Source organism: Leptospira jelokensis (genome assembly GCF_004769635.1).
Classification (GTDB): domain Bacteria; phylum Spirochaetota; class Leptospiria; order Leptospirales; family Leptospiraceae; genus Leptospira_A; species Leptospira_A jelokensis.
Genome location: NZ_RQGH01000039.1, coordinates 117,209 through 143,846 on the forward strand (window position 1 = coordinate 117,209; position 26,638 = coordinate 143,846).

At 38.3% G+C, this 26,638-nt stretch carries 24 protein-coding genes; 9 read left to right on the top strand and 15 right to left on the bottom strand.

All coding sequences use genetic code 11. The features are described 5' to 3' along the window. Positions 1-8: 8 nt before the first annotated feature. Both EHQ62_RS17760 and EHQ62_RS17765 read right to left on the bottom strand, forming a co-directional pair. Entirely contained in the window at positions 9-770 is a 762-nt protein-coding gene (locus EHQ62_RS17760) for a hypothetical protein (protein WP_135645321.1), read from the bottom strand. Further along, complete coding sequence (locus EHQ62_RS17765) at positions 767-2,731, bottom strand: acetoacetate--CoA ligase (protein ID WP_135645323.1); 1,965 nt, start codon at positions 2,729-2,731, stop codon at positions 767-769. The genes EHQ62_RS17760 and EHQ62_RS17765 overlap by 4 nt, the downstream gene beginning before the upstream one ends. Before the next feature lie 241 nt (positions 2,732-2,972). Here EHQ62_RS17765 and EHQ62_RS17770 point away from each other — a divergent pair, with 241 nt between their 5' ends. From EHQ62_RS17770 to EHQ62_RS17785, 4 genes are read left to right on the top strand one after another with little or no spacing between them, the layout of a single operon-like run. After that, a complete protein-coding gene (locus EHQ62_RS17770) occupies positions 2,973-3,368 on the top strand; it encodes a hypothetical protein (protein WP_135645325.1) in 396 nt (131 codons plus the stop codon). A gap of 47 nt (positions 3,369-3,415) precedes the next feature. Beyond that, positions 3,416-4,738 (top strand): TolC family protein, encoded by a 1,323-nt coding sequence (locus EHQ62_RS17775; protein ID WP_135645327.1) that lies wholly within the window; start codon positions 3,416-3,418, stop codon positions 4,736-4,738. Then, positions 4,735-5,874, top strand: coding sequence for an efflux RND transporter periplasmic adaptor subunit (locus EHQ62_RS17780; RefSeq protein WP_135645329.1), 1,140 nt, complete (start codon positions 4,735-4,737; stop codon positions 5,872-5,874). Before EHQ62_RS17775 ends, EHQ62_RS17780 begins: the two co-directional genes overlap by 4 nt. 1 nt (position 5,875) lies before the next feature. Further along, entirely contained in the window at positions 5,876-8,986 is a 3,111-nt protein-coding gene (locus tag EHQ62_RS17785) for an efflux RND transporter permease subunit (protein WP_135645331.1), read from the top strand. Here the strand turns inward: EHQ62_RS17785 and EHQ62_RS17790 are convergent. Next, the gene (locus tag EHQ62_RS17790) at positions 8,935-9,741 is read right to left on the bottom strand and encodes a dienelactone hydrolase family protein (RefSeq protein WP_135645333.1); all 807 of its coding nucleotides are present in this window, start codon (positions 9,739-9,741) and stop codon (positions 8,935-8,937) included. The two genes, EHQ62_RS17785 and EHQ62_RS17790, sit on opposite strands and share 52 nt — an antisense overlap. Before the next feature lie 440 nt (positions 9,742-10,181). Between EHQ62_RS17790 and EHQ62_RS17795 the strand changes: the two genes are divergently transcribed. Further along, complete coding sequence (locus EHQ62_RS17795; RefSeq protein ID WP_135645335.1) at positions 10,182-11,894, top strand: acyl-CoA dehydrogenase family protein; 1,713 nt, start codon at positions 10,182-10,184, stop codon at positions 11,892-11,894. Positions 11,895-11,985: 91 nt separating this feature from the next. Here the strand turns inward: EHQ62_RS17795 and EHQ62_RS17800 are convergent, their stop codons facing one another. Further along, positions 11,986-13,167: a fatty acid desaturase family protein gene (locus tag EHQ62_RS17800; protein WP_135645337.1), complete on the bottom strand. Its 1,182-nt coding sequence runs from the start codon at positions 13,165-13,167 to the stop codon at positions 11,986-11,988. A gap of 58 nt (positions 13,168-13,225) precedes the next feature. Next, complete coding sequence (locus tag EHQ62_RS17805) at positions 13,226-14,311, bottom strand: flavin reductase family protein (RefSeq protein ID WP_135645339.1); 1,086 nt, start codon at positions 14,309-14,311, stop codon at positions 13,226-13,228. A 148-nt stretch (positions 14,312-14,459) separates the two neighbouring features. Here EHQ62_RS17805 and EHQ62_RS17810 point away from each other — a divergent pair, with 148 nt between their 5' ends. Beyond that, positions 14,460-15,083 carry a TetR family transcriptional regulator gene (locus tag EHQ62_RS17810; RefSeq protein ID WP_135645341.1) on the top strand — a complete coding sequence of 208 codons (624 nt, stop codon included), beginning with the start codon at positions 14,460-14,462 and terminating at the stop codon, positions 15,081-15,083. A gap of 10 nt (positions 15,084-15,093) precedes the next feature. On the opposite strand, the gene EHQ62_RS17815 is transcribed toward EHQ62_RS17810, so the two are convergent. Together EHQ62_RS17815 and EHQ62_RS17820 are read right to left on the bottom strand one after the other, a co-directional pair. Then, positions 15,094-16,899: a PAS domain S-box protein gene (locus tag EHQ62_RS17815; RefSeq protein ID WP_135645343.1), complete on the bottom strand. Its 1,806-nt coding sequence runs from the start codon at positions 16,897-16,899 to the stop codon at positions 15,094-15,096. Positions 16,900-17,358: 459 nt separating this feature from the next. Beyond that, positions 17,359-17,766 carry a 6-carboxytetrahydropterin synthase gene (locus EHQ62_RS17820; protein ID WP_135645401.1) on the bottom strand — a complete coding sequence of 136 codons (408 nt, stop codon included), beginning with the start codon at positions 17,764-17,766 and terminating at the stop codon, positions 17,359-17,361. Positions 17,767-17,832: 66 nt separating this feature from the next. Here EHQ62_RS17820 and EHQ62_RS17825 point away from each other — a divergent pair, with 66 nt between their 5' ends. Together EHQ62_RS17825 and EHQ62_RS17830 are read left to right on the top strand one after the other, a co-directional pair. Further along, positions 17,833-18,054, top strand: a complete 222-nt coding sequence (locus EHQ62_RS17825; RefSeq protein WP_012390037.1) for a DUF1858 domain-containing protein — start codon at positions 17,833-17,835, stop codon at positions 18,052-18,054. A 76-nt stretch (positions 18,055-18,130) separates the two neighbouring features. Further along, positions 18,131-18,541 (top strand): DUF2721 domain-containing protein, encoded by a 411-nt coding sequence (locus EHQ62_RS17830; RefSeq protein ID WP_135645345.1) that lies wholly within the window; start codon positions 18,131-18,133, stop codon positions 18,539-18,541. On the opposite strand, the gene EHQ62_RS17835 is transcribed toward EHQ62_RS17830, so the two are convergent. The 8 genes from EHQ62_RS17835 to EHQ62_RS17870 form a co-directional block, all read right to left on the bottom strand. Further along, complete coding sequence (locus EHQ62_RS17835) at positions 18,531-19,541, bottom strand: zinc-dependent alcohol dehydrogenase family protein (RefSeq protein ID WP_135645347.1); 1,011 nt, start codon at positions 19,539-19,541, stop codon at positions 18,531-18,533. The genes EHQ62_RS17830 and EHQ62_RS17835 overlap by 11 nt on opposite strands. A gap of 161 nt (positions 19,542-19,702) precedes the next feature. Continuing rightward, on the bottom strand, positions 19,703-20,134 hold the full coding sequence (locus EHQ62_RS17840; protein WP_135645349.1) for a VOC family protein: 432 nt from the start codon (positions 20,132-20,134) through the stop codon (positions 19,703-19,705). Positions 20,135-20,313: 179 nt separating this feature from the next. Then, positions 20,314-21,561, bottom strand: a complete 1,248-nt coding sequence (gene ccrA, locus EHQ62_RS17845; protein ID WP_039928129.1) for a crotonyl-CoA carboxylase/reductase — start codon at positions 21,559-21,561, stop codon at positions 20,314-20,316. 64 nt (positions 21,562-21,625) lie between these two features. After that, positions 21,626-22,570, bottom strand: a complete 945-nt coding sequence (locus EHQ62_RS17850; protein WP_135645351.1) for an LIC11086 family outer membrane transporter — start codon at positions 22,568-22,570, stop codon at positions 21,626-21,628. Then, a complete protein-coding gene (locus EHQ62_RS17855) occupies positions 22,567-23,424 on the bottom strand; it encodes a hypothetical protein (protein ID WP_135645403.1) in 858 nt (285 codons plus the stop codon). The genes EHQ62_RS17850 and EHQ62_RS17855 overlap by 4 nt, the downstream gene beginning before the upstream one ends. Positions 23,425-23,471: 47 nt before the next feature. Further along, complete coding sequence (locus EHQ62_RS17860) at positions 23,472-24,683, bottom strand: MbnH family di-heme enzyme (RefSeq protein WP_135645405.1); 1,212 nt, start codon at positions 24,681-24,683, stop codon at positions 23,472-23,474. Between the two features lie 60 nt (positions 24,684-24,743). Continuing rightward, a complete protein-coding gene (locus EHQ62_RS17865; RefSeq protein WP_135645353.1) occupies positions 24,744-25,592 on the bottom strand; it encodes an MbnP family copper-binding protein in 849 nt (282 codons plus the stop codon). Positions 25,593-25,684: 92 nt separating this feature from the next. Continuing rightward, a complete protein-coding gene (locus EHQ62_RS17870; protein ID WP_135645355.1) occupies positions 25,685-26,155 on the bottom strand; it encodes an LIC_11090 family protein in 471 nt (156 codons plus the stop codon). A 125-nt stretch (positions 26,156-26,280) separates the two neighbouring features. On the opposite strand from EHQ62_RS17870, the gene EHQ62_RS17880 reads away from it, so the two are divergent. Further along, positions 26,281-26,607, top strand: coding sequence for an LB_289 family protein (locus tag EHQ62_RS17880; protein ID WP_135645359.1), 327 nt, complete (start codon positions 26,281-26,283; stop codon positions 26,605-26,607). Positions 26,608-26,638 lie beyond the last annotated feature (31 nt).

A 26,638-nucleotide genomic window follows, 5' to 3' on the forward strand; every position in this document is an offset into this window, starting at 1 on the left:
ATGCGAGACTAACGCCCGAGATTCATTAAATTGGAATACATCTCACAGGAACTCAAAACCCCCAATTCACAGGCATCATCCAATTCCTCTAAAGCTATGGAGATCTGATCAACTTGTTTTGTTTTCAATCGAGATTGGGCACTCATTTCTAACTCTTTTGCCTTTTTCATTTGCTCACCAATAGAACTAAACTTCCATGGCAAAATTCTTTTTTCATACTTTAATGAACTTAAAAACAGCCTGATGTCCCTTTCGATTTGAGGATAAACTGATTCCAAACAAGTTACAATGATTGTGATTCCAAATGTTTCATTCGTTGTTGTGATATAATGTTGGATGACCGTGTCTTCTTTATCCTTAAAACTGCCAACCATTCCCAAAAATTGAAATACTTCCTGTTCGGGTTCCGAGTTTAATTTTTGAAGATTGTAATACTCTTTAATGTTTGTGACTAAAATGTATTTTTTTGATTCTGCATGAAAGAGAATCGGATTTACGATTTGTTTGGTGTCCGATTCTTTGAAAAGCACCACCAAGGCCGGGATGATCTCACGCCCAAGTCCATCTTTTAAAACCTGAGTGCGGAAGTGGTCAAATTTTGTGGTCTGACCATTGGACCGTCTATTCGTTAGATACCACAAGGAAGGTAACCGAAAAGAAAGACAATGGGTTTGCAAACATGTTTTCCAAGTTTCCTCTTCAGCTACCAAATGAGTCAAAGAAAAAGAAATATAGAAAAACGTAATGAGTGCAAACTTAGAATATTTCATTCCATTAATTCTTTTCTATTTTTAAAAAAATCAAGTGCATTTGGATTGGCGAGGGCATTTTTATTTTTTACCTCTAAACCAGCTACGGTTTGTTTTACGGCGATTTCTACTTTTTTTCCGTTCACTGTATATGGAATTTCCGGCACTGAAAGTACAATCGATGGCACATGCCGTGGAGATGTTTCTTTTTTGATTTGTTCTTTGATTTTTTTGATTAACACTTCATCCAAACTGATCCCGTCGGCTAATACCACAAAAAGAACGACTCGTACATCATCTTTATACTCTTGCCCGATGATGACGGAGTCTTTGATTTCAGGAATTTTGGCTACAACAGAATAAATGTCGGCCGTTCCAATCCGAACACCACCAGGATTCAATGTGGCATCTGACCTTCCATAAATGATCACACCATTTTCATTTGTTATGGAAGCAAAATCACCATGGCACCAAATATTATCATAGGTTTCAAAATAGGCAGATTTGTATTTAGAACCAGTTTCATCATTCCAAAAAAATAACGGCATCGAAGGAAATGGAGTGGGACAAACCAATTCTCCTTTTTCACCAACCACTGATTTACCCATGTCGTCAAATACTTGGACATCCATTCCAAGTCCCTTACATTGGATTTGACCAGCAAACACCGGTAAGCCTGGATTTCCTAAAGCAAAACATCCATTTAGGTCGGTACCACCCGAAATGGAAGATAGTTGTACATCTTCTTTGATGTTTTGATAAACATATTCAAATCCAGAAACTGGCAATGGAGATCCCGTAGAAAGGATGACTTTTAGATCGGGAAGTGGGTATTTTTCTTTGATCGAAATTTTTTCTTCTTCTAAGACAGATAAGTATTTGGCACTTGTTCCAAATACTTGTATGGATTCCCTTTCCACCATTTCCCAAAGAGTCTCATGGCTCGGATAAAATGGATTCCCATCAAATTGGTATAAGGTGGCTCCTAAAGCCAAAACGGATTGTGACCAGTTCCACATCATCCAACCACAGGTTGTATAATAAAAGAGTTTTTCCCCTTTTGAAAGATTGCAATGTAACGATAACTCTTTTGTGTGATTGAGTAATACCCCACCCCCTTGTACAATGCATTTAGGCAATCCCGTTGTCCCAGATGAAAACATGATGTAAACAGGATCTGAAAAAGAAATGGATGTGTAGGATATTTCCTCACCTTCTCTTACAACAGGCAAAGATTGGTAACGAAATGGAAATTTGATCGTTCCAAACTCTGTTATCGTTTGGGTAAAATCATACAAAATCGTTTCTTTGAATTGAGAGTTTTCACTTGAGGCCAGAGCCAATGTCACTTCTTCTAATTTATCGATGATCGAGATTTTTTTCCCTTTAAAATAATAAGCATCCACTGAAATCAAAACTTTTGGATACACTTGTTCAAACCGATCTAAGATCCCCTTAACACCAAAATCTGGTGAGGCACTTGCCCAAATGGCTCCAAGTGATGTGGTTGCTAACATTCCTATGGTGGAAATAGGAGCATTGGGGACCAAACCTACCACTCTGTCTCCTTTCGTCACGCCTAACGAAAGCAGGTGGTTTCGTAATTTGATCACCTCTCTTTTCAGTTCTCGGTATGTATACCTCTCAATCTTACCATCTTCTCCATAAAAGACAATGGCTTCCTGCTCTGGATTTCCCTTCTCTAATAGATTTTCTGCGAAGTTATAAAGGGCACCGGGAAACCATTTCGTTTTCGAAAACTGAGGATTGCTTTCCAAGGTTTTTGTAGGATTTTGGTGTAATAGGAAACCAGAATACGTTAACCATTCCATCCAAAACGTTTCAAACTCGGAAACAGAAACAGAATGGAAAGAAGTGTAATCAGAAAACGTTTTCCCAATTTTTGTTTCCAAATGGGTTTGGAATCGGCTGAGATTTGTAGGTTGTTTTGATGGAGTCCAAAGGGGATTTTGTTTCGCCATGAGAACTGATCTTCATTCCTTCAAATTCCAAGGCAAGAAAGTTACCATCCTCCTACAAACTAACGAAACACAAAACAAATCCAAAGATACTGAGTCTCAACCATTCAATCCGAAGTGACATCAAGTCAGATGTGCAAAAGCAAACGGACTGTTCGTTAAAGGAGGATCCATAGATTATAAACGAGGTATCCTGATTATTGATTGCAAATGGCAAAGGCAACCACATAGTTTCCATTAGGATATGAATGCAAAAGGGAAACAAAATCAATTTGTAAAACAATTCTTGTTGTATTCCTTTGTCCTTGTATTCGCATCCCATTTTATCTACCAACGTTTGGTGGACAATGAAATCAATTGTGGTGCAATTGGTGCTCCTGAAAGTGGATGCCCGTATTCTTTTTTAGACCATACGTTCGGTTTGGATACAGACCATGATTTAGGAGAGGAAGGCGAACATTCTGAACATGTTTGTATCTCATGCCCTTGTAATCTGATTGTTTCCATCACTTGGGATTTATACCTATCTCACGTGCTCATCCAACTTCATAAATTTTATTATGAAGCAAACGAAATTCAAATTCCAAAGCAATTAGGCATCAAATTTCACTTTAGACCACCCAAAGCCATTCTCTCTTAGTTTATCCGCACAGTTTTATTTTTGCGATTCACTCATGGGAGGGTTCCATGTATTTACCGAAGTATTTTTACAAACTAAAATGGTTTGTGTTTTTGGTATGTTTCATTTTTGTATTTTCGACAAAAACAAACTCGAATGATACAAATTTAAAATGCCAAAATTCAAACTCGATCTTTGAATTGAGTTTATGTATTGTTAAACGCCATCCAGATTATCGATTAGAGGAAATCAAACTCAAAGAAATTTCTGGAAGGAAAAAAATAGCATCCTACTATTTTCCTTCAAATCCCACATTCTCTGGTTATTTGGCAAATAGAAGTGTAGAATCATCGAATCAATTTTTGGGTTCCAGTGTTAGTTCGGCCAACAATTTCCAAGTAATGGTAAACCAAGAGATTTTTACCAATGGAAAACGAGAAATTGCCATTCAAATTGCTGATGAAGAGTTTAGGTCTCAAGTTTTTCGTTTAGAATCCATCAAACGAATTTTAGAATTTGAAGCGCTCAAAAAACTAACTAGGTACCGTTATCTGTATTTAGAAAAAGAAAATAGTAACAATAGTTTACAGTTAGTAAAAGAATTAAAAAAAATTTCCAAAGCACGTATCAATGAAGGATTATCCCCTGGGATCGATGAATCCCTTTCTGAATCAGAGGAAATTCGAATTTTTAAGTTATGGAACCAAACACACAGGTCATTCGAAAATGCAAAATCTGAATTAGAAGTTTTACTGGGAGAGACAATCGAATTTAACGAGGATACTGCAATCCATTGGAAAATCCCCACAGACCTACCGAAAGAAAAATCAGATTTGGTAAAAATCGCATTCCAATCTAGACCAGAAATTTTTTTAACAGAAAAAGAAATCGAACTAGCTTTGTTAAGGCATAATGAAGTTCGGAAACAAAAGATTCCTAATGTTAGTTTAGGTGCTTTTGCACAAAATGATGGATTCAACGAACGTGTGGTAGGTGGAATGTTAACCCTGCCACTTGTAATTTGGCGGGATTATGAAGGAGAATCGATGGTCTCTGCATCCAAAATTGAATCATCGAAGGAACTTAAAGAATCAGTTTCAAGAAATGTCAAACAAGAGGTTTTGTTTGCCCTCACAAATTATCTTACTCTCTCGGAAGAAATTCAATTGTATGATGAAAAAAAAATGCAAAGAGCAGAGTTTGATTTAAAAAACCTTCAAGAAGCCATTCAATTTGGAAAAATCAAAATCATCGATGCCATTAACCACCAAAGAATTCTGCTTCAAACAAAATTAAACTATCTCAATACAAAATCAGAATATGAAATTTCACAAATCGAACTCATTCGCGTACTCGGTTTGCCAACCCATTCAATGGAAATCCAAAAATGAATCGTAACACAAAACTTTTATTCGCATCCATCATCCTTATCCTATTTGCATTCTATTTTTGGTACTCACAAAAACCAAATACAACTGGATCAGAAAACCAAACCGCCAAGGACTTACTTGAAATTAGTACCGAACAAAGGAATGAAATCAAAATTGAAACACAAGTTATGGAACTTAGTCCCATCCATACGCAAATAGAACTCTTAGGTGAAACAGAAGCTGTCCCTGACCAAATCATGGATGTACCTGCAAGAATTTCAGGCAGAGTGACGTCGGTTCATTTTGTGGAAGGAGATACCATCACAAAAGGACAAAAATTAGCCACCATTGACTCTCCAGAACTCGCAAAACTTCGATCCAATTATCTTGTTGCAAATTCAAAATTCCATGCCGCTGAACAAAATTTAACACGAATTAGTTCTCTCGTAAAAATAAATTTGGCAGCAAAACAAGAACAAATTGATGCTGAAGCAAATTTACGTGTCATTGAATCAGAAAAAAATTCTGCGGAAGAATCCTTACGTGCAAACGGATTACCGATAAACAATATATCGTCAGGACAATACATTGTTTATGCACCTAAATCAGGTTTGGCGCTCTCTCGGAATGCAATTCCAGGGTCCATCATCAATGGAAATCAAATTTTGACAACCATTGCAAATCTAAATGATTTATGGTTCCAAGCAAAAATTTATGAAAATGATTTACAGTATTTATCAGAGGGACTCACTGCAAATGTCTTACTGAACGCATACCCTGAACTCAGCTTCCCAGGAAAATTGGAACATATCGGAGAAAAAGTAGACCCAGAATCACGTACAGTTCATGCGCGAGTTGTTTTCAAAAATCAAAATCGAAAAGCAAAGATTGGATTATTTGGCAAAGCAATTTTAAAGGTCAATGAACGAAAGAGTTTCCAATTGCCAGAACATAGCATCCAATCCTACCAAAACCGAAAGTTTATCTTTCTCGAAGGTAAAAAAAACGAATTCCATTGGGTAGAAGTGGTAACGGGCATTACATCCAATCAAAAAACAGAAATATTACAAGGGGTTAAGGAAGGTGATCGAGTTGTCACAAAAGGTGCTTTTGAATTAAAGGCAATTTTATTCAAAGATACGTTTGGAGGAGAATGATATGGAATTTTTAACTAAAATTGTTTATTTTTCTCTTCATAACAGACTTCTCATTGTATTACTTACTACATTACTTGCATTAGGTGGATTTTATTCTTTAAAAAATTTGAAGGTTGATGCAGTACCTGATATCACGAATGTCCAAGTCCAAGTCATCACAACTTCCCCATCACTTTCGACATTGGAAATTGAGCAATACATCACACTTCCAGTAGAACGAGCACTCACTGGGATACCCAATTTAGTGGAAATTCGGTCCGTTTCAAGGTATGGGTTTTCTCTTGTGACTGCCGTTTTTTCCGATGGAACTGATTTATTACAATGTAGACAACTTGTTAGCGAAAAATTGAATGAAGCATCGGAAAACATACCATCCATCTATGGAAAACCAGTCATTGGGCCCATCACAACGGGATTAGGTGAAGTGTTTCAGTTTACATTGGAAAGTGACTTCCATAACCAAATGGAACTCACTACCTATTTGAATTGGGTCATAAATCCGATTTTAAAAACAGTTCCTGGGATTGTAGAAGTTAACAGTTTTGGAGGGAAAACCAAACAATACCAAGTGATCGTAGATTCATATAAAGCAGCATCACTTGGGATTTCTTTGGACCAAATTGTATCATCTGTTCAATCGAATAATTTATCGACTGGCAGTGGTTATATTGAGAGATCAAATGAACAATTGATCATTGGAAGTGATGGACTGTTAAAAACTCTACCGGACTTTGAAAAAATCCAGGTTGGAAAATCAAAAGATGGATATCCTATTTATTTGAGTACTGTAGCAAAGATTGTAGAAGGGCCAAAACTCAGAAAAGGTGCCGCAACTTCCTCAGGAAACTCAGAAGTAGTTGGTGCCGTTACATTGATGTTACTCGGTGAGAATTCACTCACGGTTACAAAGTCTGTGAAAGAAAAAATTTCAATGATCGAAAAAACATTACCAGCAGGAATCAAAATCAAACCTTACTACGACAGGTCCATTATGGTTTCAAATACGTTAAAAACCATTGTTTGGAATTTATCAGAAGGTGCCTTCCTTGTCATCATCATCTTATTTCTTATGATCGGTGACTTCAGGTCGGGTTTGGTCATAGCCTCTGTCATTCCTTTAGCAATGCTTTTTGCGATTTCACTTATGTTTTTACGCGATTTGCCAGCCAACTTGATGTCCATGGGAGCGATTGACTTTGGATTAATTGTCGATGGAGCCGTAATCCTCATCGAAAATTCTCATCGAAGGATTGGTTTAAAAGTAAAAGAACTCAAACGCAAACTAAATCCAGATGAAAAAATTGATACTATCTTAAATGCGACAATTGAAGTCAGAAAGGCAACAATATTTGGAGAAATCATCATTGCCATCGTTTACATTCCAATCCTTACTTTGAGTGGGACAGAAGGTAAAATGTTTATTCCAATGGCAACCACTGTATTATTTGCTTTGATTGGCTCGTTTCTTTTGACATTAACCATTATACCGGTATTAGCGTCCTTTTTCTTACATGCAGATGTAAAAGAAGATCATAAAACAGTTTTATTCCAAAAGATAGAAGATTGGTACATTCCAAAACTAAAGTTTTGTATGGATCATGGTTCTAATATTATAAAAGGTACGATGATTACTTTTATAATTTCAATCATACTCTTCTTTCAATTAGGTGGTGAGTTTTTACCAAAATTAGATGAAGGAAATTTATTAATTGAAATCAGTCGTTACCCTTCAACCACACTAACTGAATCGTTGGCCTCATCCAATAAAATTGAAAAGGCAATTTTACAATCCATTCCAGAAATCACTGAAGTAGTATCAAGAACCGGTTCACCAGAACTTGCTATTGAACCTATGGGAGTCGAAAAAACAGATATGTATTTAATGATGAAACCAAGGTCTGAATGGGAACAGTCAAAATCAGAGATCGAAGAAAAATTGGAAAAAATCATCCAACGAGTGGCTCCACAAGTGGCCTTTGGTTTATCACAACCCATTGAAATGAGAAATAACGAAATTATGGCAGGAATTCGTGCTGACGTTGGGATTAAAATTTTTGGTGATGATTTGGTCCAACTGAAAGCCATAGCAGAAGAAATTTCCTCTAAAATTAAAACCATTGAAGGAGTGGCGGATCTGAGAATTGAGCAGTTGTATGGTTTGGAATATTTGCGAATCAAACCTAATCGGGAAAAGTTAGCAAGGTATGATTTGACCATTGAAAAAATCAATCGGATCATTGAATCTCTTTCTTCCGGTGTGCCTGCAGGTATTGTTTATGAAGGGATGAAACGATTTGAGATTGTCGTAAAAACGGACATTCAATCCAACTCTGAAAAAATCCCAAATGTTCCCGTTCATGTAGGAGTGAATCAATTTGCACCACTACATGAATTGGCGGAAATCAAAACTGAAGATGGCCCTGTTCAAATTTACCATCAAAATCAAAATCGTTATGCACTGGTTCAATTTAATATTCGTGGAAGTGATATGGTAAGCACTGTGAACGATGTCAAAAAGATATTAAATGAAAAAATCAAATACCCAGATGGATACAACTATGAACTCGGTGGTGAATTTCAAAAATTTGAATCCGCCACAAATACACTGTTAGTTGTTGTACCCATCACACTTCTGATCATATTTTTGCTTTTATACTTTGCATTTCAGGAAATGTTTCCAGCTTTTATAATTTTTTTAAATGTTCCTTTTGCAATTACGGGAGGAATTTTTGCATTATACCTGAGGAATTTACCATTTAGCATTTCCGCCGGTGTAGGATTCATTGCATTGTTTGGAATTGCTGTCTTAAATGGACTTGTATTGATCAGCTTTATCAAGTCAATGGAAGGTAAAGGAAAAGTTCTTATGGAAGCGATACGAGATGCCGCTGTTTCACGATTAAGACCTGTTCTGACAACTGCACTACTAGCTTCTATTGGTTTTATTCCTATGGCGATTAGCACTTCCCCAGGTGCAGAAGTCCAACGACCACTCGCAACAGTTGTGATCGGAGGGTTAATCACTGCGAGTGCATTAACCCTCTTTGTTTTACCAATTGTCTATTTAAAGTTTTTTGCGAAAAAGTCCTTCATGCTTTCAAAAGAAGCATAATCTGCCTTTTCATTGTATGCAAGACCAGGTAATCCATGTTTGTCGGCACCTGGTCTAGTAAATCCATGTACGGCACCTGGATGAGAAACAAATGTGACAGGAGCCTTTGCATCTGCGATTGTTTTCACAAATGTTTCAACAACATTTTTTGGAATAAAAGGATCATCTGCTCCATGGTGAACCAATACATTCGTTTTGATTTTTTTAACACCTGTGACCAAATTTTTACTTCCTAACATCCCATGGAAGGAAACCACTCCACCCTTCAAATCAGCTCCATCTAATGCGAGTTCAATGACTCCTCCACCACCAAAACAATAACCGATAGCACCGATTTTGTTTGGATCGACATTTGGATTGGATTTAAGAATTTCAAGAGCTTTGTATATTTTTTTTAATAAGATTTTTGGATCCCCATTGGCACTAGACAATTTTCCAGCTTCGACATGGTCTTTGGCTAAAATGCCTTTTCCATAAACATCCATCACGAATGCCACATAACCTAAATCAGCCAATTGTTTTGCCCGTTGTTTGGGATAATCATTCACACCCCACCATTCGTGGATCACAAGCACACCTGGACGTTTTCCAGTAATACTAGAATCCATTGCCAAAAAACCTTCGTATGTTTTGCCATCCAGTTTGTACTCTAAGGCATTCCCAGTTACCGTTGGTTTGACAGGTTGTTCTGCCGTTGGCAACGAACTACACTGCAACAAAAGAAACGATGTGACGACTACGAACAAATGTTTCATATCTCTCCTTTTGGAAGTTTTGAAACTCTCCTGAAGTTTTCAAAGATCCCAATCAAAACTTAGAATTAAAAAAACAGTTAGAAAATACAAAAAAACTCTCGTTCACGATATTTTTTCTATGCTTTGGCATTTGAATTGAAATGAATCTTTCCATTCCCTTGGCCCATGTCGTTTCGTTCTCCAATGGAATGTTCTAATACCGAATGGATTTTTTTCCTTTGCAAGGAATGAAAATCCAATTGGTTTTACCGTTTGTAACAACAAGTTGATGGTTTTTAAAACAGTGGACTTTTTTACAAATAGACCGAACAGTCTTCATTCTAAAACCAAAAGTATACCGATCGTTTCACTTTTCCCAAAAATTTAATAATTTATAAACTGAATTTTTTTTTGATCGCAAGAGAATGTTGAATATTATCTTTTTATCCTAGGGAACGAACATGATCCAAAACAATTACTTTCTTACAAACGAAGACTTAAGAGAACATTTTTATGAATTAATCGATTGGAATGAGATCGTTCCTATATACGAAAACAATTTTTCAGACTCAAAATTATACGAATCTACACAAAATCCCAAATTAGAAATGGCGCCAACTAACCCAGATGAGGCTATTTCTTATTATGAAGAAATATTAAAATCCTGTGGTGAAATCAGTGGGATGTATGTTTCGCAAGTTGCTTCTGTAGTGGATACCAAAGGATTAAAATTTGAAAATGGAGATGTTGTCCATCCACAAGAAATGGTTGATGTCATCCAAATGTACCATGATGCCGGGCTTGGACCTGCTGCGTTTAAAAGAAAGTATGGTGGACTTGGTGTGCCAAGTATCATCAAAGCGATGATTGCAGAACTTATGTATCGATCAGATAGTTCCATTACCATCGCTGTAGGCAGCATGGGACTTGCGGCTATTTTAGAAGTTTGTGCTTCTGAAGAGATGAAAAACGAATGGATACCAAAATTGATATCAGGAAATTATACGGTCACCATGGGACTGTCAGAACCAGATTTTGGATCCGACTTACCGAATATCACAACAAAAGCCATTCAAAAAGATGATGGCTGGTATTTAACAGGTACCAAACGGTTTCAAACTGTTGCATGTGGGGTGAATGGAGGCCCAGGAATCACTCTTACATTAGCAAGGACTGGATCTTTGGAAAGTGGAGCCAGAGGATTATCTTTTTTTATCGTTGAGAACAAAAACTATGTGATCCAAGGGATTGAAAAAAAACTTGGCATCAAAGCTTCTGCAACATGTGAAACAGTTTTTGAAAATAGCAAAGGTTATCTGGTTGGCAAAGAAGGTTTTGGACTTGTTAAGTATGTCATGGGAATGTTAAACGGTGCAAGGTTAAGTGTTTCCTCCCAAGGAACAGGTATTGTGACCGCAGCATACGAAGAGGCCTTAAAGTATGCAAAAGAAAGGTTCCAATTCGGAAAACCTATTTATGAAATCCCTGCTGTCAAAAAATTATTAGATCGTATGGAAAGGGAATTGGCTGGTATGCGTTGCCTAATGGTAGAAGCAGCATACTCCGTTGATAAATACTATTGGTATGAAGATGGAAGAGAAGTTACGGCAGAAGAAAACAAAACAGCAAAGTTTTGGGAAAAAGTAGCAAATACCCTAACCCCGATTTCAAAATATTACAATTCAGAAATGTGTAATGATTTAGTGTATGATGGTTTACAGGTATTAGGTGGTGCAGGTTATACAGAGGATTATGATTTGTCTAGGTTGTATCGAGATGCAAGGATCACGAATATCTATGATGGGACCACACAAATTCAGGTCAATGCCGCCATTGGAGGAATTACTTCTGGTATGACCCAAACTGGTACTTTTCGCGCTTATTTAGATCATTTGGCAAAAGGTTCAGAATCAAATCAATGTTTAACAGAAATTCGATCTGTATTCGAATCGATTGTGGAAACATACAAATCAATTCCAGACCAAAATACAAAAGAATCATTTAGTTTTGAAGTTGTGGAATCTGCTGCAAGGTTAGTGGTAGGACTTTTACTGGAAAGGAGCAAAAACAAATCCAAATCAAGGAAAGAACTTAGGACAAAGTGGTGTAAAGAATTTCACGTTGATAGTTTGGGAATTCTAACGGCAAATCATATCAAACTAAAGTCAGCATAAAAAAAAAGGGTCTCTGGTATGAGACCCTCGAAGGAAAGGAAAGGGATAAATCTCTTCTATTGCGAGTAGAGGAGATTTCAGTTAGTTCAGGTTATGTGATTGATACTGTTTTTTCTTCCGGTGATAAACTTACTTGGAAACTCGGTTGCGTTAATACAACGGTAGGTTCTAAAAACTTTTTTCTTTTTCCCATAAATTTACTAGCAATATGATCTGGGAAGGAATACGCGATGATACGTTTCCAAACTGATCCAAATTGTTTCACAAAACTTCCCGTGTTGTAATGTTGGCCATACTTTGCACAAATTTCTTTTAAACGAGGTGCCACTTCACGGTAACGTTTTGCAGGCATGTCTGGGAACATATGGTGTTCAATTTGATGGCTTAAATGACCTGTCATTGTGTAAAACAAATTGTTTCCATCAAGGTTAGAGGAACCTTTGAGTTGTCTCAAGTACCACTGAGCTTTTGTTTCCCCAACGATTTCATCCGTTGTAAATGATTCTGCATTCTCTGTGAAATGACCACAAAAGATCACCGCATAAGTCCAAAGATTACGAATCAAATTTGCCAACATGTTTCCCAAAATGACTTTAGGGAAATTGAGACCAGCAAGTGCTGGGAACAAAATATAATCTTTTAACATCTGCATCTCAATTTTTTTAAAGAAAAGAGCTTTATAATCTTTTAAAGTTTTTTTCTTTCTGAGTTTCTTTGGTGTTTCCAAGTATTCTACTCGGTAACCATGTGCGCCAATCCCCCACTGAAAGTTGATCGCTAAAAACAAATTCGTAAACGGTTGTGTTAAGTGTACTGGTTTCCATTTTTGAGCTTCGGTCAAACGTGTGAAATTGTAACCATAATCATGGTCTTTGTTTAAAACATTTGTATAAGTATGGTGCATGTAATTGTGATAAAATTTCCATTGGTGAGCATTACATACAATGTCCCACTCAAAGGTTCTAGAATTAAATCTTGGATCATTCATCCAATCATATTGGCCATGCAAAACATTATGCCCAAGTTCCATATTGTTGATGATTTTAGAAATCGATAATAATAAAGTTCCTGCTGCAAAAGTAATTGGTTCAAAACTGAAATGAATCAATCCTCGACCTAATACCTCTGTGTACCGATACATTTTGTAGATAAATCGAATATGGTCTGCGTCTTCTTTTCCAACTTTGGCCATAACTTCTTCACGAAGTGCATCCACTTCTTTGCCAAATGATTCGATTTCTTCTTTGTTTAATTTTTTGCTAATTGTTCTCATTTTCTTATCCTATGATAATTCCTTTTTTTTCAATCAACTGGTTTGCCTTGCCACCAATCTAAAGTTCTAACTCCAAATTTGACTCTGCCCTTGCTACACAGATTTGGATATTCTCCTCACCTAACTCAGATACTTCTCCATTTGATAAATCAGTGACTGATCCAGTTTGTTTTTTACAAACACAAGTATGGCAAATTCCCATACGGCATCCACTTTGTGGGTAAATTCCTTGTTCTTCGAGTTCCTCTAAAAGTGATTTTTCCCCTTTTACTTGGATCGTTTTGTGACTAAGTGTTAAGAAGACATCTACAGTTCCCTCTTTTTTTACTTGATTCACATTTTGATTTGGTAACAAAAAGAGTTCTGATTTAACGTCCACACCATCTAACAAACTTAATGCTTTGGTTTGCATCGGTGATGGACCACAAACATAAACAGATGTAGATTTTAGATCCTTGTTGTATTTTTCCAAAATTTCTTTGGTTAAAAATCCTGATTCGTATCCTTCTTGTGGAACATCAGAAAATACATAAACAATTTCTAACCATTTCACATTGGATTTTATTTTCTCAAGTGAAGATTTCAGAATGATATCTTCGTAAGAACGAACAAAGTAAAGTAAAGTCACTTTGCCATCATACTTCGATTTTTCTAAATCTTTGAGAAGTGAGTGAATGGGTGTGATCCCACTTCCTCCCGCAAGGAATAAAAGCTGTTTTGGAACATCCTTTGGAAAAACAAAGTCACCACTCGCATCCCCAAGTTCTAAAATATCACCTTTTTTGATATTTTGATTGATGAAGTTAGAAACAAGACCACCTTTCTGGCGTTTCACGGTGATTTGTAAGTATTTGTCAGATGGATGGGAAGATAATGAATAAAATCTCGTAATCCTTCGGCCTGCGATTTCCACAGTAACTGGTAGATGTTGGCCAGATTGGAACCCTTTCCACAACCAATTCGGTTTCAAAACAATTGATTTGGTATCATTTGTTTCTTCGATCACATCCATCACTTTTGCTTTGGTAGCAGTGACAGAAAATCGTGGGTTGATTTCTCCGAGGAAAAAATTGGCCCAATCTTTGGGTTGGAGGAATTTTAGGAATTCCTTTGGTTCGTTGTAGATAAAAGGAAATGTTTTCATTTTCGCCTCTTTTCGCATTTAAGTGAACAAGTGTTCACGGATTTATCTAATAGTGTTAACTTACGCTGTTCACTATGTCAACCCAAAACTTGGGATTTTTTCCTTGCTTTCCAAAAAAAAGTGAACAATCGTTTACTCAATTCATCCCATGAAACCAGGCAAACGAGACAGCCAGAAACAAAAAACCCACGCAAACCTGCTTGAAAGCGCTCTGAAACTGATGGGTGAGGAAAAAGGATTGGGTGATCTCAGCTTACGAGAAGTGACAGGAAAGGCAGGGATAGTCCCTGCGGCATTTTACCGGCACTTTAAGTCGATGGAGGAATTAGGACTCAATTTGGTAGAAGAATGCAGCAATCGGATCCAAATGATTGTGGGAGATGCCAGGGTCAAAGGTGCTTACCGGTCGGCCTTACAGCTCACGATTGGCTTTTTTTTCGACTACGTCACAAATAACCGTTCCCTATTCCGATTCATTGCCAGAGAACGAACGGGAGGCAACCGGAAGATCCGCGAAGGGATCCGAGAAGCCATGCATATGATTGCCGTGGAACTTGCTAAGGATATGCGAATGCCAAAATCCATCTCAAAGGTGGATACTTTGTTTGCTTCTGAACTCATCGTCAGCATCTGCTTCCAAATGGCTTCGGATTATTTAGATTTAGAAGAAGATGCCCATTTGGAAATGCGAAAGTTAAAAGTGAAAACCATGAAACAGGTTCGATTGGTTTTTATCGGAACCATTCGAGGGAGAAAACATAAACATCGTTAGTGGCTTTTGTTTAGTCTTTCCCATGGATCGGGAAGGAGATGATGATGTTCAAACCTTCCCCTTTTTTCGAAACCGATGAAAACACCCCTTTCAATTGAGAGGTTAAACTTCGGATCAGCTCATATCCAAAATGATTGCCTTTTTCAATGTTCACCGATTCTGGTAAACCCACCCCATCATCTCCAACTGTCAATTGGATGTGATCATTTGACTTAATGAGTTGGATACGAATGTCACCACTTGCATCATTTGGATACGCATACTTAAGTGCATTGGTGAGCAATTCATTGACAATCAAACCCAATGGCAAAGTTCGTTTGAGATCCAATCGAATGTCTTCTAGTTTTACATCAAATTTAATTTTGGTTGGATTTAACACAAAGATATCATGTAAACTGAAAACCAAGTCTTCAATGTACTTTCGTAAATCAACCGATTCCAAATCTTCTGATTGGTATAGGTTTTCATACACCTTGGACATTGACATGATCCGCGACTGTGCATTTAAAAAGGATTGTTTTGCCAGTTCGTTTTCAACCTTAAAGGATTCTAGATTGAGAAGTCCTGATATGATAGCTAATGTATTTTTAACCCGGTGTTGTAACTCTTTTAAAAGTACATCTTTTTCTTCTAATGATTTGGCAAGTCGTCCTTCGATGTCCAAAATTTTTGTTACATCTAAATTGATCCAGAGGACAAATCGTTCGCCAGAGATATCCATCGCTTGGCTAAACACCAATACCTCATACTGTTTTCCATCAGCATGCCTGACAGACATCCTTTCGCCAGACAACCTTCCATTTTGTTCGTAAATGGCATTGAGTCTTTGGATTTGTTCTGGATCACTCCAAGCTTTAAACTCTTCTGTATTTCGTCCGATTACCTTTTCTTTTTCAAATTGGAAAATGGTTTCCATGGCTGGATTGATATCCAAATACGTTCCATCTTTGATCGTAGAAATGGCCATTGCAATCGGGCTAAGTTGGAAAACCTTTGCATACAAACTTTCACTGTCTTTTGGAGGAACCAAAACAGGGGTTTCGGGATTTTCTCGAAATACAATGACGATCCCACTTAAATTCTTGTTTGCATCTAATATTGGTGAGACGGTCTCAGTTACATTGATCTCGCGGCCGTTTCTTGAAATGATCATTAGATCGTTTCGACGTTTTGTTTCCATTAACCCTTCTGAATGATTAAGGAATGAATAAGTGATTCGCATTCGCGACTCAGCTTGTATGAGATACAAAAAGGAAGAAATTTCTTTGCCAATGACTTCTAATTTTTGATAACCTAACAAATTCAACGCATTCTGATTGATATCTCGGATTTGACCTTCGGGTGTTAATACAATGACAGCATCACCCATTGCTTCAAAAGTGATTCTGAGTTCTTTTTCACGAAACGCTAAACTCTGTTCCACTTGGTGGAGTTTGAGTGCAGATTTAATCATACACTCAACAATATCAGGACTTGAAATTTTAGGAACGAAACCGTAGTGTTTTAAATCGGCCACTCGATTCAAAATTTTTTGATCGGAATAACCACTCACAAACAAAATTGGTATTTCTTTGATTTCTAATATCTTTTTTGCGAGTTGGATCCCATCTAATTCATCAGATAAATTGATATCCATTAAAATTAAATCGGCTCTTTCTCCTGATGTGACAAAATCAATTGCATCATAAGAATTAGAAACATGTTGTACAGAGTATCCTTTGAGTTTTAGAAACTCTGCTTGGGAGACTGCCAATATAGCTTCATCCTCTACAAGTAGGATATGACCTAAACTATGTTTGATTTCTGCTATTGGCATAACGACTTTCACCAAAATTTAAGAATAGGGATCGAAATGGCAATCTATTCTGTAATTCATTTTTTTTGAAAAAAATAATTATCAATGCAATAAAATAAAATCAATGCAAAATTACAGCAGAACCTTTCGTTAGGTGGCAGTTACAATCAAAATTGAAACGGATTCTAAAGCCTAACACGGAGAATTTTTTTACAATTGGATGACAAATGGTGATTCTTACTACGAAACTACCCTAGTCAAAGAGAATAACTGCTGTGATATGGGACTAAACCAACTCTTAGCCTTGTTGCCATATTTTCTAACAGATGTTCTATATCGATTTACGATGAAATGTGTTCAGTTTTGAATCACGAACATGTAGAGTGTCACTGGCAATGAAATTGATCGTTCCGAACGAATGATGGAGATGGCAAATGCATCCCATTCGGTCCCTGACTTGGACTGGATTGGATTGTGTCTTTAAAAGTCCTCTGGTTCAAAAAATGCAAGGTTTTCTGGACCTTCATGGATGACGATCCGCTTGATCTTTCCTTCGGAAGCCTTCACTTCGTCTTTCAATCCAAAATAGAACCATCTGGCAATATTTTCAGAAGTGGGGTTCGTGCCTTTGAAATCGGGGTGGTCGTTGATGAGGATGTGGTCAATGGAATGCACAAGTTCCAAAAGTTTGTTCCTAGCTGTCAAAAAGTCATAGGAGATTCCATCTGGGCGAATGTTCGTTTTTCCTTCTAAAAACACTTCCACTTTCCACGAATGGCCGTGGATGGGCTCGTCTGTGCCATCGGCAAAGTACTGGTAGAGGAAATGAGCGGACTCAAACCTGCCTTCGATGCGGACATAAAATTTCCCGTTTTCTTGGGTAAACATTCCATTGACGAATAGAGCATCGTCCAATATTTGTATAGTAATTTCCTCTTAGGGGGCTCAAAGAAGATGACTGAATCAACAAAACCACGCTTTTTTAAAGAAATGACCGTAGGCGAAGCAATTGCCATCCATCCGGAAGCGGGGCTTGTATTCTCAAGTTACCACTTAGGTGGCTGTTCCCACTGCTCGATCAATGAAGTGGAAACCATTGAACAAGTATGTATGGGGTATGGAGTGGAAGTTGACACTCTTATCGATTCATTAAATAATTTATTCGCCGAAGAATAAGACCTACAGTCATCATTGGGTCGGCCCCTCGGCCCAGCGCATTCCCATTTGCAGGAATCGGGAATGCATTGTCATATTGGACCATTTAACATATAACATTCCCGGTTTATTATTCCCAGCAATCTCACTTTTGATGTTGGGTTTTACCAATCGATTTTTTGGTTTGGCAAGTCTTTCGAGGCAACTCCTTGCGGAATATGAAACTTCCAAATCTGAAGTTCTCGCAAAACAGATTCATAATTTACGATTTCGGATCTCCCTTATTTTATACTCACAAAGTGCTGGGATCCTAAGTTTAATCCTCTGCACTTGTTCTTTAGGAATGATTCCCTTTTATAATTTGGTAGCTTGGATATTTTTTTCGATCTCGTTATTGTTTATGGTGGTCTCTCTCATTTTGGCACTGATTGAAATCCATTTGTCAGTCAATGCATTGGACATTGAAAGAGAATCCATTTTGGATCCCACTACCAAAATCAAATCGTAATGACTATTTTCCCAAAATGAGAGCCGGAACGTAAGTATTGGATGGCTTCCACTGTGTTTTCTAATGGAAAAACTTTATCAACAATTGGTTTTAATCCAGCTTGTTCAATGGCTTGGTTCATTTCGATAAATGCTTTTCTTCCACCCACAACAAGGCCTTGGATTTTTAAATTGTTCATGACTGCAGGTAATAAATTGAGTTCTCCTGATCGACCTGCCAATATTCCAATCAAATGGATTACACCAAACGGACGACAGGCGGCAATGGATTGTTCCAAAGTCCCTGCTCCACCCACTTCAATGATATGATCCGCACCCACCTTATTTGTGATACGCCGAACTTCTTTTCCCCAATCTTTGATTTCTTTATAATTGATTAGATAATTAGCGCCTAACTCTTTTCCTCTTTCTAACTTTTCATCACTCGAAGAAGTAAGGATTACTTTTGCACCCATCAGTTTGGCAAATTGTAAGGCAAAAATGGACACGCCACCTGTTCCCTGTACGACGACGAATTCACCCGGTTTCAATTGGCTATACTGGAATAATCCCGACCAGGCAGTGAGAGCAGCACAAGGTAAGGTTGCGGCTTCTTCATAACTTAAATGTTTTGGCATTTTGACTAGCCCTGTCTCAGGAACGATTGCCAATTCGCGAAGGGTTCCTGGAAGTGGGCCGCCAATGGTGTGACGAATTTCCGAATGAGTTGCTTCTTTTGCGATCCATTTCGGTGCAAAGGTGAGGAGTACCTTATCGCCCACTTGCCATTCTGTCACTTGCGAACCAATTTGGATCACTTCCCCCGCACCGTCACTACATGGAACGAGTGGTAAAGGAAACTTAGGATTGTATTTACCTTCTACAACAAGTGAATCTCGATAATTCAACGAGGCCGCACGCAAACGGACAAGAACTTCTGTTGGTCCTATTTCGTTTGGTTCTGGTACATTTATTACATTTAAATTTTCAAGTCCAAATTGTTTTATCTCAGCTTGTCTCATTGCTCAAAAAGATCCTTATCAGATGTTCGTTATCAAATATAAATTCAAAATCGAAAAAATTAGAAACTATGTATGGAACTAATAAAATTCGGCAATTATATAGTTAAACTTACCAAATTCTGCCAAAACGATTCACATCCACCAAAACCAACTAACAAACGCTACTTACTTAATTCGATTTCACCTTTCTCGTTTAGGGGGAAAAATGGATTGTATGCAATTTCAAATATGTGACCATCCAAGTCTTTGAAGTAAGCGCTATACCCACCCCAAAACACTTTTTGTGGCTCTTTTAATACCTCGGCACCTAACGCGCGCACTCCATTGATAATCTGATCTACTTCCGATTCACTTCCTACATTCTGAGCCAATGTGATCCCTGAATACTCTTGTCTTTTTTGAAAAGGAATTCCGATATCATCTGCCAAATCATTTTCTCCAAATAATGCGAATACCAAAGCTCCAATTTGGAAGAAGGCGACTTTGTCGTTACTCTCTAACGATTTTTTCCAACCTAACCCAGTTTCATAAAAATGAACTGCTTTTTGTAAATCGGAAACTCCGAGGGTGATCAAATTGATTCTGGGAAACATGATTTGCCTTCCTATGCGAAAATATGAACTTTTGTGATCGAATTTTTTAGAGATTTAGGATTTGGATTCACAAAACGAGGGTTGTGTGGTAGATGGAGCCATTGGGTGGCGGGTGGTTAACCCCACCCAGTTCGATATGGGCGGGGACATGTACTCTAAATACAGGCTAAACGAAAAAATTACTTCTTTCCCAATCCTGTTGTTTTTGCACCAACGAGGATTGACATGTTTCCTGATGGGTGTTTGTTTTCGCGCATCAATTGGTGGCACTCACCAGTTTGTTCGAAACGATATGTTTCTGCCAAAACTGGATCCACTTTTTTATCAATCACCAATTGGTTGAGATCACGGCAATTGTCGTCGTTAGCGAAGTGTGAACCTTGCAAACGTTTTTGTCTCATCCAAAGGTAACGTAAATCACCTGTTGCATTGAAACCAGTTGTTCCTGCACAGATCACAACCATACCACCAGTTTCACATACAAAAACAGAAGTTGGAAGTGTTGTTTCACCCGGGTGCTCAAAAACGATTTGTGGGTTTTTGCCTTTGCCTGCGATGTCCCAAATTGCTTTTCCGAACTCACGTGCTTGTTTTGTCCACTCAACGAATGCTTCTGGTTTGTTGATGTCAGAAGTGAGTGCACCCCAGTGTTTGAACTTGTTACGGTTGATCACACCAGCAGCACCTAAGTTTTTGCAGAATTCGATTTTATCATCAGATGATACAACTGCGATTGGAATTCCACCGGCTGCTTTCACAATTTGGATTGCCATAGCACCAAGTCCACCAGCTCCACCCCAAATGAGGACAACATCACCAGGTTTTACATCATTTGGTTTCCAGTGGTGTAACATTCTGTAAGCGGTTGCCGCAACTAACATGTAGGCTGCGGATGCTTCCCATGTTAGGTGTTGAGGGCGAGGCAAACATTGGTGGTCCTGCACTTTGCAAAATTGTGCAAAGGATCCCCAGTTGGATTCATATCCCCAAATGATTTGAGAAGGTGCATACATTGGATCTTTTCCTGAAAGAACCCATGGATCTTTTGGATCCCACATTGCACAATGGACAACGACTTCATCACCCACTTTTACATTCTTAACTTCGGAACCAACTTTGTACACAATACCAGAAGCATCAGAGCCACCGATGTGAAACTTTTCAGGTTCGCCTTTTTTATTCCGTGCAGCAATAACATCAACAGGGTAACCTAAGGCTGCCCAAACGTTGTTATAGTTGACTCCAGCAGCCATAGTGGCCACGAGAACTTCGTTCGGACCGATCTCCGGAACATCAATGACTTCTGATTGGAAAGAAGTTTTCGGTTCGCCGTAACGTTCCGGGCGAATGACCTGTGCGTGCATTTTTTTGGGCACGACGCCAATAGGAGGAAGTTCCCCTACTGGTACGATTTCTACGTTGCTCATAGATTACCTTTTACGATTAAGATTTATACAGTTTCTTAGAACGTTTTAAAAAAGGCGGGAAATGTCAATCGCTTCCCCACTCCATTGAGAAGGCAAAGGTCCATGCCGACTGGTACAATCTATACTCACGATCGCGCTGTAACGGATAACGGTAGGCGACACTCAGATTGTATTTCTCAGAAAAATTCCATGAAAACCCTGCACTCGCTTCCGTAAAATACGATGGATTCGCTTTGTCTTTTTCTTTGGAATAATCCACACCATTATAAGGATTTCGATACAAAATACCAGTGAAAAGGGAAATCTCAGGCATGAAATAATACGTCACATACGCAGAGATGAGAGTTGTTTTTTTGAATTCATACTCTGGTTCTGGTGCTGTGGCAGAGGGTTTACGGAGATAATAGGGTATCCCGTCGTTATCTTGTAAATTATTTGGTTGCGGCCGAGAAAGTGGATTCAGTCCACCAATCTTTGTCACAAACGACCACTTCTCATATAAGTATCCCAGTTTGATAAAACCAGAACCCGTATAATAATTCCCTCCTGTGAACCGGTCCGTATCAGGACCACTTGGGAAACCAACTGCTCCTTCAATCACAAAAAAGTAAGGTTTGTCCAAATCAAAAAACGGTTGGTATTTAAAACCAAGATAGGTTTTTCCAATTCGGGCCGCATCCTCTCTACCTCGCTGTTGGTAATAATTCCATGGTACAGATGCATTGAGTGCAAACCTACCTTCAAAAAAATTCAACTCCGCAAAGGCAGTGGTAGTGAAAAGATGGCTGTTTTCTCTTGTGGATTGGTAATAGTCTTGGGTCATGACCAAATAATTGGCCGGTTTTTCCCGTTTGCCTGTAAATGGATCCACAAATCTTGCCGTTGCATTGGGGCTGTCCGACGAACCAGTGTGATGCGAATACAATGAATTGTTAGGAATGGTAACAAACAGAAAAAGAATGAACAAAAAGATCCTTTCCAAAACTTTTTCGCAAAATAAGTGTTTCATCGTTCGACTCCTGGAAAACAACCAGGGAAACTGAAGGTAATATCTTCTGCTTGCAAGTTCTGTTGGAGGATATTGTATAAATTCACGTTAGAAACTTTCGAGATAACAACCGTTGTATCTCCTAAAAGGAACAAATCGTTTAAAAATCGAATCGGCGTTCCAGATACTGTCCTATCTTGGAAGAGAGCCGACAATGAAACCAAAATCTCAATGTTTCCACTCCTTCCATTTTTGATCGGAATTTTACATTTGGGAGTGATTTGTTTATTTCCTTGTGGGATTAAAATTGTAACTGTTTTTGTATCAGGTGCTCGATTCACCGTCATTTGAATGTAAATCTCTTCCCAACTCACATTGGCAATGGCAACAACACCTAACGGCAAATTAGCCGACCGCGTATTGGGATACAAAAAACTAGCGCCCGTCTCCATCGTAATATTGAATTGTGTGATGTTGGAAACAACAGACGTCGCTAGAAAAGGATAGAACTTTCCATACAAATCATCTGCAGGCAAATCCAATGGAACTGTATAGGGAGTGTGGGTCTTTGCGACTCCATGACTCCTTTCCGATCCAGTCGTTGACACACCCAAAGTTTGGTTGGGAGGGTTGATCCGATAGGTTCCTGTTTCCCAATGGATGTAAGAGCTTGTCTGAACCGTTATGTTAAACGTATTCCCATTACTTATCAAACTAAATTGGTTTAAGAAGTCATCTGCTTGGTCATCATAACTCCGCAGATTGGTTCCGACGGAAATCGTTTGGTTATTATTAAAAAAAATCAAATTCTGGAGGATCACCAGTTTTTCCTCTTCACTATTCCCAACCGATCCAAAGGTACACTGTGAAAACATTCCCAAACAAGCTGTTAGAAAGGCAATATAAGAGATGTTAGCTGACTTCAAAATGGGCTCGCAAATTTAGGGTTCGTGAGGAATTCCTCATCGGTCAGGGATAGGAGGAAGTTTACCATGTCGTCACGTTGTGAATTTGTAATTGTAAACGCACGGATCAAAGTGGAATCTTTTCCGCTATGGTTTTGCCCCCCCGATCGATAGTGATCAACTACCTTTGTTAACGCATCCCTTGCACAATCGGTTTTTGTTTTTCCTGATCCTGCAGGTTTTTCAGGATTATTCGCATCATCACACATAAAACTTCCATCATGCATGTAAGGATAGGTAACCCCAATATTTCGTAGTGAGGGAGCTCTAAATTTTCCGGTATCAGAAGCGATTCCAGTTAAATCATATAACCCTCGCTTGTTACTCGGGACACCAGCATAATACGTATCATCATGGATCCCATTGCTGTGGTAAAAGAATTCTTCTTGGGTACCACTGTGTAATGATGTGTCAGTAAAATTAAATCCACCGTGGCAATGGAAACACTCGGCCACTTCTCCATTGAATAGATTCAGTCCTCGAATTTCCGAAGCCGTGAGGGCTGATTTATTATTTCGAAAGGTATACTGGTCAAATCTAGAATTACCAGAAATCATAGATCTTTGGAAGCTTGCTAATGCAAATCGAATGTTTTGTTCGTTCACCGCTGAATCAGCATTACCGTAAGCATTTGTGAAAAGTGTTTGGTAGATGGTTTTTGATTTTATTTTATCGATAAAAGAATTAGAAGATAATCCTAGTTCTATGGGATTTTCTCCAAACATAGGAACTCTCGCTTGGACTTCCAAACTTGTCATTCTAGGATTATTCCAAGTGAGCCTTGGCAAATATGCTACATTCGATAAATGTTGTGAGTTTCGAGGATGGACTTCACTTGTAATTCCAGAGGGAAAATCCTTTCCATCGGAAAATGCAAGAGATTGGATATGGCAACTTCCGCATGACATAGTCTCATTTCCAGAAAGAGCTTTTTCATTGAATAAATGCCTTCCAAGTTCTACTTTCGCTATGCTCATTGGATTCTCCGATGGAACAAAAGGAACTGGAAATCCAGGAGGTAAGTCCCAAACCCAATCAGACCTTGATGCTAATAATCCAAGCGCTGCAAAAAGCAAATTGTCATTTGATTCTTCTTTTTGAATTGGAAAAAGAATACAATTTGAGAAACTGCTTATTGCAAAAACTATAATATAAAATTTTGAATTCATCATAAAATTCCTAAACATTTAAAGTTGGCATCTCAACAATACCAACTCTCGTGATCACATTTACTTTAAGCTAAAGACTCTTTGTGAGATGGAACTATCAACAGAACCTGAACTGATATTCAATCCAAATGCTTGGACTAATGTATCACAAGGAGCGCCAGTTCCTGGCATACATGAAACGGCACCAACAGAACTGTAACCAACCAAAAGTTTATCGACATCAAATGCAATTTTTTGATCAGAAGGATTGATTTGACCTGACAATTGAATGGAAGCTCTAAATTTTTTCGTACATCCATAATTTGGTGCAGCATTGCAAGTGGTTGAACCCAAATGCAGTTGTGTGTATCCAGCGTCATTATTGATACTAAACTCAATGTTTGCATGTTTGTAACCAAGTGTCCAAGACCAAGTCATTGAACCGATATTCAATGGCGCGCTTGCAGTAGTTCGGTCCAAATGATTTAGAGCGTCCGGGACACCTACCGTAAATTGAATTCCGCTATAATTTCCCAACAAAACAGATCCTGTTACTTTGCTTCGAGTATCACTTGTTTTAAATGTTTCAAAGTCTACAAGTGCTACACCATTATTTTGCCAGTTATTTTCGTTATCCAAAATCACATCTGCTGTTGAACCATCCGCTCGTATCAATTTTACTTCGGAAATGTAATAACGAAAGTCCTTAAATTTCACCGTTTTTCCATCAACAGTTTGATTCGTGTCATTAAAAGTTACGGATTGCCCACCAACTAATGTTTCAAAATTTAAATTCACAGATTGGCGAGCTGCCAAAGCCAAAAGTGCTAAAGTTTGATTATCATCAGAGTCAGATTTAGTATCACAAGAGACAAACCCCAAAAGGAAAACCGAAACAATGGAAACTTTAATTAAATGTAATAATTTCATAAATACCTAATATTCTAATATAACTTTTATTTTTTTCGAAAAACCTATACCAACTCCAGATTCGCTAGAGTTGGTTGTTGGAAATTGAATTCCTAGGTAAAACGCGGTGGTCTAAGTAAGGTAGGTAAATTTCCATCCTCGAGAGTGGAAGGAGACTCATAAATTGTATATGAATACAAAACAGGTAGCGTAAAACCAAATCTTACATTTGGTTGGTCCATGGTTTGGTGGTGGGTCCGGAGGGACATCGCATCCTTTTTTTTCTTTTTGCAAGAACAGAGGTGTGCTTCCCCATCCTTTGCATCGTGGCAACTTGGTTTTAGTGCCAATTCTTTTGGATAAGAGTGGTCTTTCCCATCCGATGTGGTGATTTTTGTATTTTGGTTTTCCGAAAACAATTGGTCTTCAGAATTTGTGTGTTTTTCTTTTTTGGATCCGTGGTTACACTTACAAATTTTGGAATTGGATTCCAGGCAATACCCAAGTAACCCACTCCCCAAAAAGAAGAATTGGGTCGTTAGCACTAAGGTTAAAAGTCCGGCTATCCACCGAAAGGAGACCATCTACCCCAATCTTTTGCCCTCTGACCAAAAATCGAGACAATTTTTGGACAATTTGAGTGTTCCCCCTCCCGCCCTTTGAAAAGATGGTCTTGGAACCAAATGCTTCCAAGCTAGAGGCCCTAACGATGAAACGTACAGAACTGGAACGCAGAGAACGAGAGCTGCGAAAGGCAGAAAAGAAGAAAATCCAAACTGGTGAAAAGGAATCCATGAGTGTGGGTGATTACATTGATGCCCTTTTTGGAATGTTTCGCTACGATACTGATGAAATCTTCAATGCATCCGATGACGAAAACATTTTGGAACTGCTGGAAAACATGAAGATGGAACACCCTGAGAAACAATGGGATGTGATCATCCGCAAAGCAGTGAACAAAACCAAAGTGGAACAAAAAGAAAAAGCATACGACGCACTTCGCAATTTAGCGGGAATCACAGTCGCCGCCACATAATTCCTTTTTTTTCCCATACAAACAGATTTAC

Excerpts from the sequence above, each read along its gene's own strand:
- EHQ62_RS17760 (WP_135645321.1), bottom strand. The coding sequence starts at position 770 with ATGAAATATTCTAAGTTTGCACTCATTACGTTTTTCTATATTTCTTTT.
- EHQ62_RS17765 (WP_135645323.1), bottom strand. The coding sequence starts at position 2,731 with ATGGCGAAACAAAATCCCCTTTGGACTCCATCAAAACAACCTACAAAT.
- EHQ62_RS17770 (WP_135645325.1), top strand. The coding sequence starts at position 2,973 with ATGAATGCAAAAGGGAAACAAAATCAATTTGTAAAACAATTCTTGTTG.
- EHQ62_RS17775 (WP_135645327.1), top strand. The coding sequence starts at position 3,416 with ATGTATTTACCGAAGTATTTTTACAAACTAAAATGGTTTGTGTTTTTG.
- EHQ62_RS17780 (WP_135645329.1), top strand. The coding sequence starts at position 4,735 with ATGAATCGTAACACAAAACTTTTATTCGCATCCATCATCCTTATCCTA.
- EHQ62_RS17785 (WP_135645331.1), top strand. The coding sequence starts at position 5,876 with ATGGAATTTTTAACTAAAATTGTTTATTTTTCTCTTCATAACAGACTT.
- EHQ62_RS17790 (WP_135645333.1), bottom strand. The coding sequence starts at position 9,741 with ATGAAACATTTGTTCGTAGTCGTCACATCGTTTCTTTTGTTGCAGTGT.
- EHQ62_RS17795 (WP_135645335.1), top strand. The coding sequence starts at position 10,182 with ATGATCCAAAACAATTACTTTCTTACAAACGAAGACTTAAGAGAACAT.
- EHQ62_RS17800 (WP_135645337.1), bottom strand. The coding sequence starts at position 13,167 with ATGAGAACAATTAGCAAAAAATTAAACAAAGAAGAAATCGAATCATTT.
- EHQ62_RS17805 (WP_135645339.1), bottom strand. The coding sequence starts at position 14,311 with ATGAAAACATTTCCTTTTATCTACAACGAACCAAAGGAATTCCTAAAA.
- EHQ62_RS17810 (WP_135645341.1), top strand. The coding sequence starts at position 14,460 with ATGAAACCAGGCAAACGAGACAGCCAGAAACAAAAAACCCACGCAAAC.
- EHQ62_RS17815 (WP_135645343.1), bottom strand. The coding sequence starts at position 16,899 with ATGCCAATAGCAGAAATCAAACATAGTTTAGGTCATATCCTACTTGTA.
- EHQ62_RS17820 (WP_135645401.1), bottom strand. The coding sequence starts at position 17,766 with ATGTTTACCCAAGAAAACGGGAAATTTTATGTCCGCATCGAAGGCAGG.
- EHQ62_RS17825 (WP_012390037.1), top strand. The coding sequence starts at position 17,833 with ATGACTGAATCAACAAAACCACGCTTTTTTAAAGAAATGACCGTAGGC.
- EHQ62_RS17835 (WP_135645347.1), bottom strand. The coding sequence starts at position 19,541 with ATGAGACAAGCTGAGATAAAACAATTTGGACTTGAAAATTTAAATGTA.
- EHQ62_RS17840 (WP_135645349.1), bottom strand. The coding sequence starts at position 20,134 with ATGTTTCCCAGAATCAATTTGATCACCCTCGGAGTTTCCGATTTACAA.
- ccrA (WP_039928129.1), bottom strand. The coding sequence starts at position 21,561 with ATGAGCAACGTAGAAATCGTACCAGTAGGGGAACTTCCTCCTATTGGC.
- EHQ62_RS17850 (WP_135645351.1), bottom strand. The coding sequence starts at position 22,570 with ATGAAACACTTATTTTGCGAAAAAGTTTTGGAAAGGATCTTTTTGTTC.
- EHQ62_RS17855 (WP_135645403.1), bottom strand. The coding sequence starts at position 23,424 with ATGTTTTCACAGTGTACCTTTGGATCGGTTGGGAATAGTGAAGAGGAA.
- EHQ62_RS17860 (WP_135645405.1), bottom strand. The coding sequence starts at position 24,683 with ATGAATTCAAAATTTTATATTATAGTTTTTGCAATAAGCAGTTTCTCA.
- EHQ62_RS17865 (WP_135645353.1), bottom strand. The coding sequence starts at position 25,592 with ATGAAATTATTACATTTAATTAAAGTTTCCATTGTTTCGGTTTTCCTT.
- EHQ62_RS17870 (WP_135645355.1), bottom strand. The coding sequence starts at position 26,155 with ATGGTCTCCTTTCGGTGGATAGCCGGACTTTTAACCTTAGTGCTAACG.
- EHQ62_RS17880 (WP_135645359.1), top strand. The coding sequence starts at position 26,281 with ATGAAACGTACAGAACTGGAACGCAGAGAACGAGAGCTGCGAAAGGCA.